Annotated in this window: 14 protein-coding genes; 6 read left to right on the top strand and 8 right to left on the bottom strand. The window is 45.7% G+C overall.

The window, feature by feature from the left end; translation table 11 throughout:
- Window positions 1-200, bottom strand: a 200-nt coding sequence (locus tag AC5JL3_RS13275) for a DUF4926 domain-containing protein (RefSeq protein ID WP_496074943.1), incomplete at its 3' end; no start/stop codon positions are given.
- A gap of 14 nt (window positions 201-214) precedes the next feature.
- The gene (locus AC5JL3_RS13270; RefSeq protein WP_496074942.1) at window positions 215-5,068 is read right to left on the bottom strand and encodes a non-ribosomal peptide synthetase; all 4,854 of its coding nucleotides are present in this window, start codon (window positions 5,066-5,068) and stop codon (window positions 215-217) included.
- 125 nt (window positions 5,069-5,193) lie between these two features.
- Between AC5JL3_RS13270 and AC5JL3_RS13265 the strand changes: the two genes are divergently transcribed.
- Complete coding sequence (locus AC5JL3_RS13265; RefSeq protein ID WP_496074941.1) at window positions 5,194-6,303, top strand: alpha/beta fold hydrolase; 1,110 nt, start codon at window positions 5,194-5,196, stop codon at window positions 6,301-6,303.
- 28 nt (window positions 6,304-6,331) lie between these two features.
- On the opposite strand, the gene aat is transcribed toward AC5JL3_RS13265, so the two are convergent.
- A complete protein-coding gene (gene aat / locus AC5JL3_RS13260; protein WP_496074940.1) occupies window positions 6,332-6,907 on the bottom strand; it encodes a leucyl/phenylalanyl-tRNA--protein transferase in 576 nt (191 codons plus the stop codon).
- A 134-nt stretch (window positions 6,908-7,041) separates the two neighbouring features.
- On the opposite strand from aat, the gene AC5JL3_RS13255 reads away from it, so the two are divergent.
- Complete coding sequence (locus AC5JL3_RS13255; protein WP_496074939.1) at window positions 7,042-7,371, top strand: DUF8822 family protein; 330 nt, start codon at window positions 7,042-7,044, stop codon at window positions 7,369-7,371.
- A gap of 45 nt (window positions 7,372-7,416) precedes the next feature.
- On the opposite strand, the gene rpsN is transcribed toward AC5JL3_RS13255, so the two are convergent.
- From rpsN to AC5JL3_RS13230, 5 genes are all read right to left on the bottom strand, one after another.
- A complete protein-coding gene (gene rpsN, locus AC5JL3_RS13250; RefSeq protein WP_192220945.1) occupies window positions 7,417-7,719 on the bottom strand; it encodes a 30S ribosomal protein S14 in 303 nt (100 codons plus the stop codon).
- A 51-nt stretch (window positions 7,720-7,770) separates the two neighbouring features.
- Window positions 7,771-8,487 carry an endonuclease III gene (gene nth / locus AC5JL3_RS13245; RefSeq protein ID WP_496074938.1) on the bottom strand — a complete coding sequence of 239 codons (717 nt, stop codon included), beginning with the start codon at window positions 8,485-8,487 and terminating at the stop codon, window positions 7,771-7,773.
- 27 nt (window positions 8,488-8,514) lie between these two features.
- Window positions 8,515-9,612, bottom strand: a complete 1,098-nt coding sequence (gene rseP / locus AC5JL3_RS13240) for an RIP metalloprotease RseP (protein ID WP_496074937.1) — start codon at window positions 9,610-9,612, stop codon at window positions 8,515-8,517.
- Between the two features lie 134 nt (window positions 9,613-9,746).
- The gene (gene serS / locus AC5JL3_RS13235; protein WP_496074936.1) at window positions 9,747-11,030 is read right to left on the bottom strand and encodes a serine--tRNA ligase; all 1,284 of its coding nucleotides are present in this window, start codon (window positions 11,028-11,030) and stop codon (window positions 9,747-9,749) included.
- A gap of 243 nt (window positions 11,031-11,273) precedes the next feature.
- A complete protein-coding gene (locus AC5JL3_RS13230) occupies window positions 11,274-13,448 on the bottom strand; it encodes an FdhF/YdeP family oxidoreductase (RefSeq protein ID WP_496074935.1) in 2,175 nt (724 codons plus the stop codon).
- 266 nt (window positions 13,449-13,714) lie between these two features.
- Between AC5JL3_RS13230 and AC5JL3_RS13225 the strand changes: the two genes are divergently transcribed.
- The 4 genes from AC5JL3_RS13225 (at window position 13,715) to AC5JL3_RS13210 (ending at window position 18,442) form a co-directional block, all read left to right on the top strand.
- Window positions 13,715-15,331, top strand: a complete 1,617-nt coding sequence (locus AC5JL3_RS13225; RefSeq protein ID WP_496074934.1) for a sensor histidine kinase — start codon at window positions 13,715-13,717, stop codon at window positions 15,329-15,331.
- 20 nt (window positions 15,332-15,351) lie between these two features.
- Entirely contained in the window at window positions 15,352-16,269 is a 918-nt protein-coding gene (locus tag AC5JL3_RS13220) for a response regulator (protein WP_496074933.1), read from the top strand.
- Window positions 16,270-16,369: 100 nt separating this feature from the next.
- Complete coding sequence (locus tag AC5JL3_RS13215; RefSeq protein ID WP_277927607.1) at window positions 16,370-16,495, top strand: hypothetical protein; 126 nt, start codon at window positions 16,370-16,372, stop codon at window positions 16,493-16,495.
- A 366-nt stretch (window positions 16,496-16,861) separates the two neighbouring features.
- The gene (locus tag AC5JL3_RS13210; protein ID WP_496074932.1) at window positions 16,862-18,442 is read left to right on the top strand and encodes an MBOAT family O-acyltransferase; all 1,581 of its coding nucleotides are present in this window, start codon (window positions 16,862-16,864) and stop codon (window positions 18,440-18,442) included.
- Window positions 18,443-18,444 lie beyond the last annotated feature (2 nt).

Raw genomic sequence — 18,444 nt, 5'->3', positions numbered from 1 at the left:
GGGTAAGGCTTTGGCGGCATAATGGCAGGTAGACTTCCGCCGAAGTCTACTAGAGTTTCCCCGTCCTTATTGCTAAACTCCACCTCATAGGTACCACCTGGATAACATTCCACGATCGCACCCTGGACTCCTGAGCGGAGGTTATACTCAGGCAAGTCTACAAGCAATTCAATTACATCAAATAGTTCTGGCTCAGTCATTGTTGCTTTTGATTCTACTTGCTTTCTTTGTTCAGCGAAGATAGCTTCATCCGTCGAGCCTCACGAGAAATTGGTACTAACGCTGGGGCTTTAGTTTGAGCTGAGCTAACTTTCGAGCTTTCAACCACTTTAGAGAGTTGTGCGATCGCAGGTGCCTCAAATACACTCCGCAAAGGCAACTCTACCCCAAATGCATCGCGCACTCTGGATACAAGCTGAGTCGCCAGTAAGGAATGACCACCTAATTCAAAGAAATTGTCATGGATACCCACCCGCTTGAGTCCCAAAACCTCAGCAAAAATTTTCACCAATACTTCCTCAACGGGTGTCCGAGGCGCAACGTAACTCCCTGTCAACTCTAGCTTGACTAGTTCAGGTATAGGTAGTGCCCTGTGATCCACTTTGCCATTAGGCGTTAGAGGTAGGGACTCCAGTACAGCAAAAGCTAAGGGCACCATGTACTCAGGTAGCTTTTGGGCTAAATAAATCTGCAATTGGTGCCCCAACTTACGTGCGGCTTTCGCTTGCAAAGGGTTATTGGCATAAGAACGCCACGGACGCGCCCGTTCCTCCTGCTGCACTAAAGGAGATAGGGAGATGGGGCGATGGGGAGATGGGGCGATGAGTTTAGAATTCTCCACCACTCCTTGGTTATTAGCTTGGCAGCGTACAAACGACACATCATAGCGTCCATCAGTACCTGAATCTGACCAGCTAATCTCAACGCTATACGGTAGTTCTTCACCAATTGCCCACCAATCCTCTGGTTCCACTCCCAAATCTTGGAGTTCCTGCAAGGCTTTCTGAAACTGACCTACTGTTTTAAATTCTTCTGCACCCGATAGCCATTCTGCCGTTTTAACTGCTACCATCACCCGTGCATTAGGCACACAAGAAATACTTAGTCTCTCTGGTTGGTTCTCAGCCAACAACTCATGCACCTTTGCTACTGTCAGATTATCTTCACGCCAGTCCAACCATTTTAACTCTCTATTACTCTCCCCTTGGCAAGCCGGAGCTTTAGTGAGGGGGCTGGGGGGGTCAGTTTCAGCTCCAATATGAAGAATCACATTGTAACGAAACTGAGTTAACTCATTGTGATGACGACCCCGCATTAGTTGAATCTCTACGTTGGTAATTTGGGGAAAACGCGGCTTTAATGCACTGAAGAAAGCTGGGTCAATAACTAACTCTGTTTCCTGGAACATTTGTAGTTGTACCCGTTGCTGCAACTGTTCGCGAGTCAGGGAGGGTTCTGCTTGATGCAGTTGCACTAAGGCGTGAAATGGTTGCAACAGGGGGAGGCTACGCACATCTCCAATGAAGATAAAGCCACCAGGGGCTAATGCTTTTACAGATCGCTCTAGCACGCGCACCAGATACTCAATACTGGGGAAATATTGCACAACAGAGTTGAGAATAACCGCATCAAAAGCTTCTGTCTCCACTCCCTCAAAGTCAGTCGCCATTCTTTGGAGCAACTTTACAGGAGGTAATTGTGCCAACTGCTGCTGGATGTAGTTGAGTGATGTCTGCGAAAAGTCCGTTCCCCAGTATTTAGTGCAGTGGGGCGCAATCCGGAACAATAATAGACCTGTACCACAGCCGATTTCTAGCACTCGCTTGGGTTGCAAAGCAAGAATCTGCAAGACTTGGTTGTTTACCCACTCTCGCATCTGCTCTACTGGAATAGGTTGATCAGTGTAGCTGCTATTCCAGCCCACAATATTGAAGGTTGGATCAGAATTAGCCGCAGGTTGGTTGTACGTCTCGTTGTAAAGAATCTGCCATTGCAATACTTGTTCGTCCTGCAATTGCGTTTCTTGCATCGGCTCTTGAATGTCGCTCTCTTGGGCATTCAGCGTGACATAAGCCACTAAGCGTTTTTCACCCGGTACATCCTCACGAGTTATTACTACTGTTTGCAGCACTGCTGGATGCAGACTCAGCACTGATTCGATTTCTCCTAACTCGATACGGTAGCCGCGAATCTTAACTTGCTCATCAAGGCGACCTAAAAATTCAAGATTCCCATCTGGTCGATAACGAACTAAATCACCTGTTTTATAAAGACGTGCTTCTGGGTTATTGCTAAAAGGATTAGGAATGAATTGTTTAGCCGTTAATTCCGGACGGTTTAGATACCCTCGTGCTAGTCCAGCACCAGCAATGTACAACTCACCTGCAACGCCAAGCGGTACAGGTTGTAAATACTTATCCAGAACATAAACTTGAATGTTGGCAATGGGACGACCAATTGCAGGTGCTACCTTAGATTGCTCTTTAGCAGCAACATGACCGGATACTGTAACAACTGTATTCTCAGTTGGTCCATAATTATTCACTACCTGAAAAGGATGGGAAGCTGAGGGATACTGATGTAGTTTGTCTCCTCCTGTTAGTAATAGCCGTAAAGCTGTGTTCTTCGACCAATCTAATAACAAAACTTTTTCTGCTAGAGGTGTTGGTAAAAAGCTAATAGTTATTGATTTTGATACTAGCCAGTCTCGAATTTGCTCAGGAGATCGCCTAATTTCATCATTCGGAAAATAAAGGCTAGCTCCTGCACTCAGGTAAGGCAAAATTTCCCACCCACAAGCGTCAAATGCAACTCCTGCAACTTGTGTAGCACGGTCAAGTGGTGAAACAGCAAACGCTTGTTGATGCCAAAAGATGAGATTTAACAAGGCACGATGTTCAACTTGAACCCCTTTAGGCTTTCCTGTAGTGCCAGAGGTATAGATAACATAAGCTAGGTTATTTGCTGTAAGGTTGCTGGTAGGATTATCTTCGCTCTCTTGGGCAAGAGTCTCCCAATCTTTATCTAAACAGAGTATGTGAGAATTATGCGATCGCAATCGCTCCACCCACTGCTGCTGCGTTAATAAAACTTTTACCTGAGCATCTTCAAGCATAAAGCTCAAGCGTTCGGAGGGATAGCTAGGGTCTAAGGGTAAATAGGCTCCTCCTGCTTTAAGGATGCCCAACATCCCCACGATCATTTCTATAGAACGCTCTACACAAAGTCCGACTAAAACTTCCGTACAAACACCCTGTTTCTGTAAATAATGGGCAAGTTTGTTACTGCGTCTGTTCAACTCCTGATAAGTTAGTTGTTTGTCTTCAAAGACTAATGCGATCGCATCAGGATTCTTCTCTACCTGAGCCTCAAACAACTGATGGATGCACTGTGCTTTGGGATAATCTACCTGAGTGTTGTTCCACTCAACTAACAGTTGATGGCGCTCTGCTTCACTTAATATTGATAAGTCTGCAATCCGTTGTTCTGGGTTTGCAACAATCCCCTCTAGCAGCGTTTGGAAATGCCCTAGCATCCGGGTAATTGTCGTTGCATCGAATAAATCAGTGCTGTACACGACGAAACCGCTAATCCCATCTGCGCTATCTACCCCTGAGCCATTCTTTTGCGTTCTCTCCCACAGATGGAACTCCAAATCAAACCGCGTTGTCCCCGTATCAACAAATTGCAGTGGACTTAGCGTTAGTCCTGGCAATTCTAGCGCCTCCATTGGCGCATTTTGTAGCGCAAACACTACCTGAAATAGAGGATTTTGGTTCAAGTTGCGTTCCGGATGCAGTTCCTCCACCAACTTCTCAAAGGGTAAATCTTGGTGAGCATAGGCTCCTAGTGCTACCTCTCGCACTCGGCTCAAAACGTCCCGAAATGTTGGGTTTCCTGATAAATCGGTACGCAACACCAAGCTATTGACAAAAAAGCCAATTAATCCTTCAATTTCACTACGGTTACGATTGGCGATCGGGGAACCTACCGCGATGTCCTCTTGCTGCGTGTAACGGTGTAGCAAGATTTGGAACGCTGCCAGCAACGTCATGAACAAGGTTACGCCTTCCCCTTGGCTCAAGGCTTCTAATCCCTCGCTCAGGTGCTTCGGTAGTTGCAGAAATTGCGTTGCACCCCGATAGGTTTGATCGGCTGGTTTCGGTTTGTCAGTTGGGAGATTCAGCACGCTAATGCCATCCAACTGCTTTCGCCAGTAAGCTAGCTGCGTTTCTAGCACGTCCCCTTGCAACCACTCACGCTGCCAGTGAGCAAAGTCGGCATACTGAATAGGTAGTGAGGGGAGAGGGGAGGGCTTCTCGTTGTTGATAGCCGTGTAGAGGGTCGCTATCTCCCGAATCAGTACCCCCATAGACCAGCCATCGGAGACAATGTGGTGCAGAATCAGCAGTAGCACGTATTCTGATTCATCCAGCCGTAGTAGTGTTACTCGCAGCAATGGACTTTTGGACAAATCGAAAGGACGCTGAGCTGCTTCGCTGGTTAGCCGTTGTACTTCATTCTCTCGTTCGGCTTCTGGAAAGTGCTGCAAGTCAACTACTGGTAGAGATAAGGTTAAGGTGGGGGCAATTACTTGAACAGGTTGCCCATCTACCGTTACAAAAGTAGTCCGCAACGCTTCGTGACGGCGCACAATTTCATTGAAAGTCCGTTCCAGTGCCGCCAAGTTGAGTGAACCAACCAGACGTAGTGCGGCTGGGGTGTTATAGAAGGCATTATTAGGAACCAACTGGTCGAGGAACCACAGCCGCTGTTGAGCGTATGAAAGGGGAAGGGTTGTGTCGCGCGGGATTGGTAAAAGGGATGTAGGCGTTTGGCTAGTAGTACGATTCGCTGCCCTAAGAAAGGAGATAAGCTCTGCTTTGCGCTCTTGTATTTCTGCACGCACTTCTGGTGTCAGAGTTCCTTCAGGAGCATTGCAACGAAGGCGAACCTCCTCCAGAGGCAGATTGCGAAGGTCACTTCGCAAACCGGCGCAGCCATCGCCTTCAACAAAAACCTGAATATCTAAGCTACGAAGGTAAGATAAAAACTCAACTGTTTTCACTTATTAAACCCCTTTAAGGAGAACCCGCTAGAGGAGTTTACTTGCTATTGAGCTAGCTGTGGTCTAACCTCGGTATGACACTGGAAGACAACGCAGCAAATATCCTACGCTAAAGGTTTCGGCTCATGCAGTTCATGCCCCTTAATTTCCTCATGATGTGGCTGATGGGACTCTTGTCCCTCAGCATACTTAGTGGAGGGATTTACATTCTCTATGAGTGGTACGAAGGGGAACTGGTGGGGAGGCACTACTTAATCGCAGGACTAGTAATGGTTCTGTGGTCTTTTGCGGGTCGTTTTATCAGCTTGCCACTTCTGCGTCGCCCAGGAGTTGATGAACCCAAGCGCATACGCTCTGGTACTGTGCAATGGATACCACGACCAGATGGTAGTGTGCTTCAGGTGGAGTTCTATGGGCCAGAAGATGGACAACCGATTATCCTCTCACATGGTTGGGGACCGAACAGTACTGTTTGGTATTATGCCAAGCGACAACTATGCGATCGCTTCCGCGTGATTGTTTGGGACTTACCAGGATTAGGAAAATCTAGTAAGCCGAAAAACAAAGACTACTCCCTCGAAAAATATGCGCGAGATTTAGAAGCCGTTGTTGCGATCGCGGGAGACAAACCTGTTATCCTACTCGGACACAGCATGGGTGGCATGATTATCTTGACATTCTGTCGGCTGTTTCCTGAGCAGTTGGGGCATCAGGTAGCTGGCTTAATCCTCGTAGATACTACCTACACTAATCCGGTAAAGACCTCGATATTGAGCGGTTTGTTACGCACATTACAGAAGCCGTTACTCGAACCGCTCTTGTATCTGACTATTTTGCTGTCACCCATCTTTTGGCTAATGACTTGGCTAAGCTATCTCAATGGTTCGCTGCACATCAGCGTAGAGATTTCTGGATTTAAGGGTACGGAAACACGCGGTCAACTGGATTTCTCATCTTTGTTATCAGCATTTGCATCGCCCGGAGTTCTCGCTCGTGGCACACTGGCAATGTTCAATTACGAGGAAACAAGGACACTCTCGACAATCAATGTTCCGGTGCTAGTTGTCTGCGGCGCTTCAGACATAGCCACTACTCCCCCAGCCAGCATTCGGATGAAAGCCCAATTGCCTCAAGCTGAACTAATGACCATAAAGCCAGGTGGTCATATGGCATTGATGGAGCAGAATCAGCGGTTTTCCGAGGCTGTAGGCACATTCTGTACGACTTGCACATAAAACAGTCAGTATTTTGAATTGCCTAGTCCTACTCAAGAGAACATTGCCGCTGTAAAGCTTGCTGTAGCAAGGATTGATACTGCTCGTCATCAACCACACACGCCCCAAACCGCTCTAAGTGCGGGTTCATCATCTGAGCATCAAAGAGAATAAATTCCTTGCGTCGTAGTTGCTCAACCAACTTGACCATTGCTACCTTTGAGCCTTCAGGAATTCGGTAGAACATTGATTCACCAATGAAAGCTCCACCAATCACTATTCCTAAAATTCCTCCTGCAAGCTGATCCCCCTGCCAAGTCTCAAAGCTATAAGCCCAGCCTGCTTTGTAGAGTGCCCAATAAATCTCTTGGAGTTCAGCAGAAATCCAGGTAGAATCTCGATCTGCACAACCAGCAACGACACCTTTAAAGTCTTGGTTAATAGTGACGCTAAAGCGTTCCTGGTTCAGGACTCGACGCAGTGATTTTGGGTAACGGAATCGCTCATCTAAGGGAATTAGTGTGCGTGTCCGACTGGAGTACCACCCTAAATCACCCGTATCATCTGCCATTAGGAAGTAGCCTTGGGCGTACCCCTGGATTAGAGCAGGAATGTCAATTATCATCAACTGAACTCAGCACTGGAGTCGCTTTTGTATATTATCCAATTAGCTTACTTCTCCTGCTTCCCCTGCCCTTTGCTCAATGCCTATGGCACCTAGAATGATGCCAAGACCTCTCTTGTTGTTACATTGTCCTTATGCCTGAACCTATTCCACCAATTACGCTCCCACCTGCCCAGAATCCTCAGCAGGAAGGTGAATGGTTGCGAGTCGCTCTTGCCAACTGGCTCAATCAAGAGTTTCTTCCAGAACCTGTTAATCAACAGATTGCCCAACGGGCAGCTCAGATCTTTGTCCGCCAGCGGATGGAAGGCGAAAACGATGTGGGAGCGCTGGTGATTGCAATTCTCACAGAGATGCAGGCGTTTGACTTTCGAGAAAGCTTTTACAGCGAGTTTGCGATCGCAAATGCTGTGAGTGACTTACTCTTAGACAGCCTCGGTATTGACCGTTGCTGTGGTAATTAGTCATTAGTCATGGGTCACATTGGCTTTTTGACTAATGACTAGGAACTACCAGCTAGACTTGACAACCCCCGGCAACAGACCTTTGTGTGCCCATTCCCGCATCACATGGCGAGAGAGTCCGAAGTCCCGGTAGTAACCACGAGGACGTCCTGTCATCCAGCAACGATTACGCACCCGCGTGGGGGCACTGTTGCGTGGCAGTTGTTGCAGTTTACGATGAGCTTCTAGCTTATCGCGTTGATTTGTCGCATTTTCAAACTCTTCTTTGAGCGCTTCGCGCTTATCTGCGTACTTCTCAACAAGCTTTTGGCGCTTTTTCTCGCGCTCAATCATACTTTTTTTAGCCATGAATCCTTAATTCTTCAATAAAGACAGCATTTTCTATGATATCTGATGGCTTCACCCAGATGCAGGGACAACGGTGGGAGATTCTACAAGAACTGTCTCCACAGGCGTTGCGCTAGCTAAGCCAGCACTAGGGCATAAATCCGCCAAGGCACAAGCATAACACTCTGGTTTTCGCGCTTTACAAGTCGCTCGACCATGATAAACCAGCCGAATTGACCAATTTTCCCATTCCGGTTGAGGCAAGAGTCTCATCAAATCTCGCTCAATACGAATTGGGTCGGTTTGTTCAGTTAAGCCCAAAAGCCGACTGAGACGTTTGACATGAGTATCTACGGTAACGCCCTCGTGAATGTCATAGGCATGAGCAAGCACCACATTCGCCGTCTTACGGGCAACCCCAGGCAACTTCAGGAGTTCTTCCATCCGTTTTGGCACTTCCCCCCCAAATTCCGCCATAATCATGCGGCAAGCGCCTAGGATATTTTTCGCTTTGTTGCGATAAAACCCCGTAGACCGTATCAACGTTTCAATTTCTTCCACATCGGCAGCCGCGAAAGCAGCAGCAGTGGGAAAGCGGCGGAACAATGCTGGAGTTACTAGGTTTACCCGCTCATCAGTACATTGCGCTGAGAGGATTGTTGCCACCAATAACTGTAGCGGCGTTTCGTAGTTCAACGTACAAGGGGCTTCGGGATAAAGTCGCTTCAGACGAATTAGAATCTCCAAAGCCCGTTGTTGCTTAGCAGACCATTTACGGGTGATACTCATTTGCGATCGCGTAGATGTCCTTTTTTCCTACTGCAATAAGTTTTGTACCCAACTTGTAGGAATTAGGTTAGCTGTATCTCGAACAATCAAGAAAATACCTAAACCCAGTAATAGAACAAGTCCAGTTTGCATAATGTTCTGCTGGATTTCAAGCGGTAAAGGTTTACCCCGAACCCCTTCAATTAGCAAGAACGCCAGTTGACCACCATCAAGGGCAGGTAAGGGCAAGATATTAATAACTGCCAAGTTGATGCTAATCAGGGCAGCAAATTGGAAAAGATCCGCAAGATTTGAACGAGCAACATTCGCTCCAATCCGAACAATCTCAACAGGGCCAGAAACCTGTCCAGCCGTTTCGCCAAAGTTACTAATCAGTTGCCCAAAACCTTGAACGATAAGAATGGCAACGCGCTCAAATTCTTCGGCAGCGGTGCTGAAAGCCTCCAAAATATTACTGGCTCGCTTACGCACAATCGTGCCATTGGGAGCAAGCTGCACACCAATCCGACCTTTACCGTCTTGTCCTGGTTCTGGCTTTACCGTAATTGACAGGCTTTGTTGATTTCGCTGAACTGTCAACTCTAGGGGTTGGTTCGGAGATTTCTGAATCGTCTTTTTCAGTGCCTCCGTCGCTTCTAAACCTGTCCCCAAATCTTGACCATCTATGGCTAAAACAACATCGCCGGGTTTAATACCTGCTTTTTGGGCGATAGCACTACTTTCTGCGGCAACTTGAGGAATCAGAACACCCGCTTCGTTGAAGCCAGGAATACCAACTGTTCCTGCTTGTGTGACAAGGAGGAAGTAAGCAAAAATCAGGTTGGCAATGACACCAGCACTAATAACAATCGCTCGGTCTAAAACCGGGCGGTTGCGTAGCAAATTCGGGTCATCAGGAGGAATATCGCTATCGGGGTCATCATCTGGAAAACCAACGAAACCGCCTAAAGGAAAGGCACGGATAGCATACTCAGTTTCTGGTCCTTGGTACTTCCATAGGATTGGACCAAATCCCAGGGAAAAGCGATTGGCGTAGATTCCCTGAAGACGAGCTGCCATGAAATGACCCAGCTCATGGACTACAATCAAAATCGCCAAAACTGCGATCGCTGCCAAAATTGACATAAGTGTTTTTTAATGTAACGATAGCTTGCGTTTTTTCATTGTACGGTTTGTCGCCAGCTAGCGGCTTGCCTCCTTGGTATAGCAACTAGCTTTCAGCGGTCAGCGTTCAGCGTTCAGCAGTCAGCAGTCAGCTTTTACAAGACTTCGCGTCCTAGGTAGGGTTGCAGCACTTCTGGTATTTTTACTGTGCCATCAGGTTGTTGATAGTTTTCTAGAATTGCTGACATTGTTCGCCCAACTGCTAATCCTGAACCATTCAGGGCATGAACCAACTGTGTTCCCTTTTTGCCAGCTTCTTTGAAACGAATGTTGCCCCGTCTTGATTGGAAATCAAAGCAATTTGAGCAGCTAGAAATTTCACGATATTTTCCAGCCGAGGGTAGCCAAACTTCCAAGTCATAGGTTTTGGCAGCAGCAAAGCCCAAGTCCCCCGTACACAGTTCCATAATCCGGTAGGGTAGTTTCAAGGCTTCCAAGATTGCCGCCGCATCCTGAACCAGTTTTTGATGCTCCTCTTCGGAGGTAGAGGGATGGACAATTTTTACGAGTTCAACTTTATTAAACTGATGGAGTCGAATCAGTCCTCGTGTGTCTCGTCCGTAGCTACCCGCTTCCCGGCGAAAGCAAGGTGTATAGGCACAGTGATAGATAGGTAACTCAGATGCCTCTAAAACTTCATCTCGGTAGAGGTTGACGAGCGGGACTTCAGCGGTAGGTGTGAGCCATAAATCATCAGGTTCGCACTTAAAGCTTTCTTCAGCAAACTTAGGTAACTGCCCTGTAGCTGTCAGGGATTGGCTGTTGATAAGAAGTGGTGGCATTACTTCGACGTAACCAGCAGCAGTTTGCTTGTCGAGCATGAAGCTGATTAAGGCTCGTTCTAATGCAGCCCCTGCACCAATTAACGTGACAAACCGACTTTGAGCAATCTTTACTGCCCGTTCAAAGTTGAGAATGCCAAGCTTTTCCCCAATTTCCCAATGGGGGAGAATCTTGTCATTTTGGGGAATGTATTCGTCACCCCAACGCCGCACTTCTACATTTTCTTCTTCACTCTTACCAACTGGCGTTGAATCGCTGGGTAAGTTAGGCAGGGGTAATAGGAGGGCTTCTATCTCGGCTTTTAGGTCTTTTTCCTGCGGCTCTAAATTACTGAGAGTTGCTTTGATTTGGTTGCCTTCATCCCGAAGCGCTTGCAGTTCTGGCGCATCAGGAGCGCTACCTGCTTTGATTTTTTGACCAATCAGCTTACCAATTTCGTTACTACGGGCTTGCAGTTGAGTGCGTTGTGTCTCTAGTTCCCGTTGACGTTGGTTGAGAGCCAGAATTGGCTGAAGGTCATATTGACCAACACCGCGTTTATCTAATCGTTCTTGGACGCTTTGTGGATTTTCCCGAATTTGCTTTAGGTCAAGCACAGATTTTCTCTACTACTGGGCAAGGGTTGCCGACGGCACGCGCAAGGCTTGTTGTGTGAAGAGTGCCAATTTCCAGGATACAAGAGGAGTGCAATCAACTGAGTTTTCCCAATGTGACACAGTTCGTTCTCAAAGTACAATTTAGCGATCGCAAAAGTGCTTGGAGACGCCTGAATCATGACTTCGAGAGGAAAAGGGAAAAAATGCGATCGCACTCTTGAGTAATCTTGCCGAGGAGGCTGATTAGCTTATTTCTAGACGCACCAATGCATTGTAGTCTGGAACTCCTTCCTTAGAACGCTTACTCTTATCCAGCAACACATTCCCTTCCGGCCAATGCACTTGCAAGTTTCCTGGTTTAATGGGTGCAATGTATACTCGCCCTTTTAACTCTCCCAAGTCATTCCTAAGAATTACCGCATCGCCATCCTTTAATCCCAACTGTTCTGCATCAACCTGACTCATCAGCACTGCCTCTCGCACCGCTCCTGTAATCGCATCCTTGCGCTCTTGCACCATGCTGTTGAACTGCTTGCCTCGGCGCGTTGCTACCAGGAAACAGCCCTCTGGTAATTCTCGTTGGGACAAAGACAAGGCTGCAAAATGCGCTTTCCCATCCGGTGTTGGGAAGTTCCAGCCAAAGCATAGATGCGCTCCTCCATACTGAAACTGGTCGCCTGCTTCCTTTAAGTGCTGGATTCCGGCATACTGAGGAATAAGCTGAGCAATCTCTTGGCGAATTGCAGACGTACTATCGAACCCAAGCTTATTTGCTAAATCCGGTCGCACGCGCTCAGCCAGTTCCATAAACACGTCCCACTCTGGACGCGCCTCTCCAATTCGAGGTCTAGGAATTTCCGGGCTGAAAATTACCCGTCGTTCGGTGCTAGTTTCGGTAACGCCTCCTGGCACTTCGTAGCGCGTTGTTGCAGGTAGCAGTACCACTGTATCCTCTGGCTCCACGAGCATCTGCGTTGAAAGAACAATATCCATGTGAACCCGCAGGGGTACACGCTTTAGTGCCTCCTCCACATAATCAGGTTCAGGCAAAACCTCTAAGAAGTTGCCTCCTACCGAAAACAACACATCTAGTTGTCCCTCATAGGCAGCATCAATCATTTCCGAAGCAATTAAACCCTGAGTGGTGGGTACTTCAAAGCCCCATTGTTCACTCAGTTTTGCCGCATTCTCTGGAGTAATCGGCTTACCACCGGGTAAGACAGTGGCGTAGCAGCCCATCTCAGCCCCTCCTTGTACGCCAGAGTGTCCCCGAATCGGCATCAAGCCGCACCCTTCTCTGCCCACGAATCCTTTCGTCAAGGCAAGGTTGATAATTGATAGCACGTTGTCTTCGCCGCACTCATGCTGGGTAATGCCCATGCTCCAAACAAACACAGCTTTGTCAGCTTCACCGACCATTTTGGCAAAGGCATACATCTCCTCGCGGGTTGCCCCAGAGATACGCTCTAATTCTTCCCAAGACTGGGCAGCAAGTGAGGCTTGTAGTTCATCAAAGTCTGTAGTGTAGCGATCGATAAACGATTGATTTACCCAGCCATTATCAATCATATGTTTGACGGTGCCATTCAGGAAGGCAATATCCCCGCCCATATTCACAAGGAAGAAGTCTTCTGCAAATTTGGTGCCAAAAAGAGCGCTTTCAGGAATCGAAGGCACCCAGTAGCGTTCCATTCCTGGTTCCCGGTAGGTGTTGATGACGACAATTCGAGTACCCGCTTTTTTTGCCCAATGTAGATACTTGACCGTAACGGGCTGGTTGTTAGCGACATTGGAACCAATGAAAACTAATAAATCTGTACCAATCCAGTCTTTATAAGAGCAAGTAGTAGCGGCTGCACCTAATGCCGCTTTCAGTCCAGCCGTACTCGGAGAGTAGCAAATGCGGGCAGCGTTGTCAATGTTATTGCTTCCCATTGCCCGGACGGCTTTCTGGGTAGCGTAGTAGGTTTCGTTGACAGTGCCTCGGCTAGTGATGTAGAAACTGAGTCGATTAGGTAAGGACGCACGGATACGGGATGCTATGACATCTAAAGCCTCATCCCAGCTAACTCGACGGAAGCCTTTCTCCCCCCGTTGCCGCATCATTGGGTAGGGAAGTCGCCCTAAATCACGGAGTTCGGCGCTTTTTTGCCCCCTGAGTTGAGAAACATCCTCCAACAATTGGGCATCAAAAGCTGGCATGGTATTCATCCGCAACAGCCGTAGCCGAACATTACAGACATGAATGCCATCAACTGTCCAATCTTTCATCCCAGTTGTCCCTAAGGCGCAACCGTCACAGACACCTTTATTAAGGATTTCCCAAGCATAAGGCAATTGGTCTCGGCTCATCCAAGCCGCTCTAAAGACTTCCCAGTAATTATTGGGGTATTGTTCGCCAATACCGAAAGGTTTCAAACTCGCCCAGTGCGAAGGATTCCAGCCCTTATTGGGTTAACGCAACATAATGAGGGGATACTCCAAATCTTGCGGCTAGATCAAGCTACGATAGGCTGGCAAGTGCCAAGCCTGATAAACATGCTAAATTTTATTTTATTTTACACGGCTACCTATAAATAAATCCCTTAGAGTTTTGGTCTAAATTCCGAAGAATTAAGGTTAAAAAAAGTTTTTAAGTAGCGAAATACACAATAAGTTCAATTAGTTTATCAATCATTAAGTAGATGACAGAGACCTTATGGGAAATCGAACAGCAATTTCAAACTCTATTTAAATTTGCTTCAACTGGCATAGCACTTATTAGTCCACTAGGAATGCTTAGCCAAACGAACCAGAGTTTTCAAGAACTGTTTGGTTACACAGCAGAAGAACTTAAAAACTTTTCGTTTATTGAACTGACTTATCCAGACGACCGAGGCGAGACTTCTAAAATATTCCAGGAAATACTGGTAGGAAACCGTACTCACTGCAACTGGGAAAAGCAATACTGCCGAAAAGATGGTCGTCTTATCTGGGCTAATATATCAGCTACTCTTGTCTGTGATGCTAATGACTTGCCTCGGTATGTACTCATAATGATTCAAGATACTTGTGGGCATAAACAGGCACACTCAAGTTTACAGGATGCTCAGGCTCGGCTGGAAAAACAGGTACTTGAGCAAACGGCTGAACTTACACAGATGAATCAGCTACTTAAGCAAGAAATAGCTGAGCGGCAGAAGGTACAGGAATCACTCCAAGCTCAACAAGAATTTTTGCAAACGTTATTTAATCTCTACCCCAATACAATTTTTGCCAGAGGTAGCTTTGCCGTAGTGACTGATGCAAATACGCTTCAGTCAATGGAATCAGAACTGCAACAAGCCAAGGAACAACTGCGAGCTGTTTTGGATGCTATGCCTGGGTTTGTTGCTTGGATTAATTCTGAAGGAAAATATCTTGGGGTCAATCAGTATATGGCTGATGCCTTCAATTTATCACCTGATATATTTATTGGACAAGAATTAGGATTCCTCAAAAATAGCCCTAATCTAGCTGAATTTATGACTCATTTTATCGCAGAATCAATTCAAACAAGTAATCAAGTTGTTGAAGCACAAATCAATGGTTCAACCCGAAACTATTTAGTCGCTGCTCAGAAGTACTGTCAAAATTCTCTTGCTGTGATCGTTGGAATTGATATTACAAAGCACAAGGAAGCAGAGGCACAGATTCAAGCATCACTGCAAGAAAAAGAAGTCTTACTTCAGGAAGTTCATCATCGAGTCAAAAATAACTTACAAGTCATTTCTAGTTTGCTCGATTTGCAGTCGCAACAAATTGAGGAGCAAGCGACGCTAGAAATATTTCGGGAAAGCCAGAACCGCGTCAAGTCAATGGCTCTTGTTCACGAGAAATTGTATAAATCTCAAGATTTTGCTAAAATTAATTTTGCTGAATATACTGAAAGCTTGACAAGTTACTTGTTTAAAGCTTATCAATTCAATCGAGACAAGATTACCTTAGAATTAACCCTTGATGAAGTAACGTTAAATATTGACACGGCTATTCCTTGCGGTTTAATTGTTAATGAGTTAGTATCGAACTCTCTCAAACATGCCTTTCCCAATAATCAATCAGGCACAATTCGCATTAGTATGTTTGCTGATGAAACACAGCAGTTTAACCTCATTGTTGAAGATAATGGGGTTGGGTTTCCTCCGGATTGGAATCTAAAGCAGTCACAGTCACTAGGTATTCAGTTAGTCCATGTTTTAACGAAACAAATCAAGGGTAAAGTTGAACTTAACAACAGCCTAGGAAGCCGATTCTGTGTGAGCTTTCCTGTCATTAAAGATTAGAACAAAGTAGATTCATCATTGTGAGAGCGAGACTGTTAATTGTTGAAGATGAAGGCATTGTTGCCTTAAATATTCAAAACCGATTGCAAGGACTTGGATACAGTGTTGTCGCAACTGTTTCTTCTGGAGAAGAAGCAATCCAAGTGGCAGGAGAAACTAGACCTGACCTAATCCTAATGGATATCAAACTAGACGGAAACGTTGATGGAATCGAAGCAGCAGCAGAAATTAATCGTCTTTTTCATCTCCCAGTTGTATATCTAACTGCTTATACCAACGACGAAACTCTCAATCGTGCCAAACTTACAGAACCCTATGGATATATCCTTAAACCTTTTGAGGCAAGGGATTTATGCACGACGATTGAAGTAGCTCTATATAAGTATCAAATGGAGCAGCAGTTACGGGAAAGAGAGCAGTGGTTAGCAACAACGCTCAAAAGTATTGGTGATGCTGTAATTACAACGGATACAGAAGGCTTAGTAACCTTTATGAATCCGGTAGCTGAAGCGCTTACCCGTTGGAGCCTAGAAGAAGTTATTGGTAATGATTTAACTCAGGTTTTCCAAACAATCAACGAAAAAACACGAGCGGTTGTACAGAATCCGGTACTGTTGGCCCTCCAACAAGGTATTACTGTTGGTTTAGATAACCATACTTTACTTGTAACCAAGGATGGTGCTGAAATTCCAATTGATGACAGTGCGGCACCGATTAAAGATGAGGTTGGCAAAATCTTGGGAGCAGTTCTCGTCTTCCATGACAATATTGAGAAACAGCAATCAGAAGCACGTTTACAAAAGAATAATGAGCGGCTAGAAGCTGAAGTTGCAAAGCTGTCTGAACAGTTAAGTCAGGCAAATGCCCAATTAAGACAAATGGAGGAACAGTTACGAATAGAGATGGCTCAGCGGCAAGGCTTAGAAAGAGAAAATTAAGATTCGATGAAGCTTGACTGAAGAAACTTGACTTCAATTAAACTTGTGATAAAACTATTGTTAATCAGTAGCCGAAACTGTAGGTGCAGTCTCTAGAAGTGTGGACACGATAGAAGAAAGGAACTGGACACAGGAAAGCCGTCACAAGAATCGGGGAAGTGCTAAGTTGTTTGCCCCGATGGTGAACTTCAATGAATTGGCTGATGTGGGAGAGACTCCACCCTAAGCTTAGCCGTCATTACTTAAATATTTGCAAACTATTAAATAATCACACTGAGCTGAAAGGGAATAAAGGGCATTTCCTTTTGAAACAGGTTTGTCTGATGAGAGAGTTTAAAAACAGTAGCGTAGTTAACTGTTTTTAAACTGAGATTTAGGGTTCTCTAGTCTGCCTTAGGTAGATGGGAATGAAAGAGCAATCCTGAAGTCGCGTTGTATCTCTTGATCAGCCAAAATCCGAGTGTGACTATTTAGCATTCATTAGTATTTTTGGCATTGTTGCGCCATCTGACGTTGTAGGCTTGCCCTGTAAAAGTTCGTGCTGTAAAACTACCGAGTACAGCGTTATTCAACCCGAACACAGCTATCTGTCATGCTATTTAATTCTCCTCAATTCATTTTTTTATTTTTACCAGTCACTCTTTTTGTCTTTTTCCAGATTGGTAGACGAGGTTATTTCCAGTTAGCAATATTATGGTTAGTTGCCGCTTCTTTATTTTTCTATAGTTGGTGGAACCCAGTTTATCTAGGATTACTAATTTTCTCACTGCTGTTCAACTATGCTGTGGGTTCTGCCCTAAGCCAGCGCTTCACAATACCTATTAACCAAAAGTTGCTACTGACTTTAGGCATTGCAGTAAATATAGCTTTGATTGCTTACTATAAGTACGCTAATTTTTTCGTTGATACGGTTAACGACCTAAGCGGCACAGCTTTTAATCTGAAGACGATTATTCTGCCTCTAGGTATCTCATTTTTTACCTTTCAGCAAGTTGCCTATTTGGTGGATGCTTATCGAGGAGAAACTAAAGAATACAACTTTCTGAACTACTGCCTATTCGTTACCTTTTTCCCCCAACTGATTGCTGGTCCAATTGTCCATCACAAAGAGGTGTTGCCTCAGTTTACCCAGCGAGCAATTTATCAGTTTAACCAGGAAGATATGGCAGTAGGCATCATGATTTTCTCAATGGGGCTATTTAAGAAAGTCATGTTTGCTGACAGTGTTGCTGTCTATGCTACTCCTGTGTTTAATGCTGCAACTCAGGGTTTACCTATTACATTCTTTGAAGCGTGGGTTGGGGCACTAGCTTACTCATTGCAGCTCTACTTCGACTTTTCTGGATACTCTGATATGGCAATTGGTGCTGCCCGAATGTTTGGGATTAAGCTACCTGTCAACTTTAACTCGCCCTATAAAGCGGTGAACATTAGCGATTTTTGGCGGCGGTGGCATATCACTCTTTCTAACTTCTTGCGAGATTATCTCTACATTCCTCTGGGTGGTAATCGTAAGGGAGAACTACAACGCAATACTAACTTGATGATTACGATGCTGCTGGGTGGTTTGTGGCATGGTGCAGGTTGGAATTTTGTCTTTTGGGGTGGATTACATGGGTTCGGCTTAGTCGTCAATCATCAATGGCGTTCGTTCCGGAAATCGCTGGGACATGATTTGAAAAAGAGTCACTGGTGGAGTCGGGGGTTAAGTTGCTTGGTGACATTTATTTTTGTCGTAGTTGCATGGGTTTTCTTTAGGGCAGAGAGCATGGCACCTGCGATCGCAATTTTGAAGGCAATGAGCGGTGCCAACAGTATTTCATTGCCATCCTCCCTATCAACGAAGCTAGCCTTTCTACAAAGTTGGGGTGTTCAGTTTGATGGCTTAATGCTAAATCTCAAAGCAAGCTCTACAGAAGTAATTCTCTGGATTGGTTCTCTACTATTAATTACCTGGTTCACGCCCAATACTCAGCAATGGTTGTCCCAGTACAAGCCAGTTCTCAATCAACCGACAGGTGGTACATCTTCAGGTTGGGGCGATCGCTTATGGCAGAAGTTACAATGGCACCCCACTTCTTTGACTAGCTTTTTGATCAGCCTCGTTACCTTTTTTACGCTTCTCAAGGTTTTGTCTGTAACCCATAGTGAATTTTTGTACTTCGATTTCTAACC

The sequence above is a fragment of the Symplocastrum torsivum genome (genome assembly GCF_059505465.1).
The sequence above is the reverse complement of the archived record's forward strand: the minus strand, read 5'-3'. Positions and strand labels throughout refer to the sequence as shown.

What these genes read in the sequence shown, in the direction of transcription:
- AC5JL3_RS13255 (WP_496074939.1), top strand. Translation starts at nt 7,042, where the DNA reads ATGCCTGAACCTATTCCACCAATTACGCTCCCACCTGCCCAGAATCCT.
- AC5JL3_RS13265 (WP_496074941.1), top strand. Translation starts at nt 5,194, where the DNA reads ATGCAGTTCATGCCCCTTAATTTCCTCATGATGTGGCTGATGGGACTC.
- AC5JL3_RS13225 (WP_496074934.1), top strand. Translation starts at nt 13,715, where the DNA reads ATGACAGAGACCTTATGGGAAATCGAACAGCAATTTCAAACTCTATTT.
- nth (WP_496074938.1), bottom strand. Translation starts at nt 8,487, where the DNA reads ATGAGTATCACCCGTAAATGGTCTGCTAAGCAACAACGGGCTTTGGAG.
- rseP (WP_496074937.1), bottom strand. Translation starts at nt 9,612, where the DNA reads ATGTCAATTTTGGCAGCGATCGCAGTTTTGGCGATTTTGATTGTAGTC.
- rpsN (WP_192220945.1), bottom strand. Translation starts at nt 7,719, where the DNA reads ATGGCTAAAAAAAGTATGATTGAGCGCGAGAAAAAGCGCCAAAAGCTT.
- AC5JL3_RS13210 (WP_496074932.1), top strand. Translation starts at nt 16,862, where the DNA reads ATGCTATTTAATTCTCCTCAATTCATTTTTTTATTTTTACCAGTCACT.
- aat (WP_496074940.1), bottom strand. Translation starts at nt 6,907, where the DNA reads ATGATAATTGACATTCCTGCTCTAATCCAGGGGTACGCCCAAGGCTAC.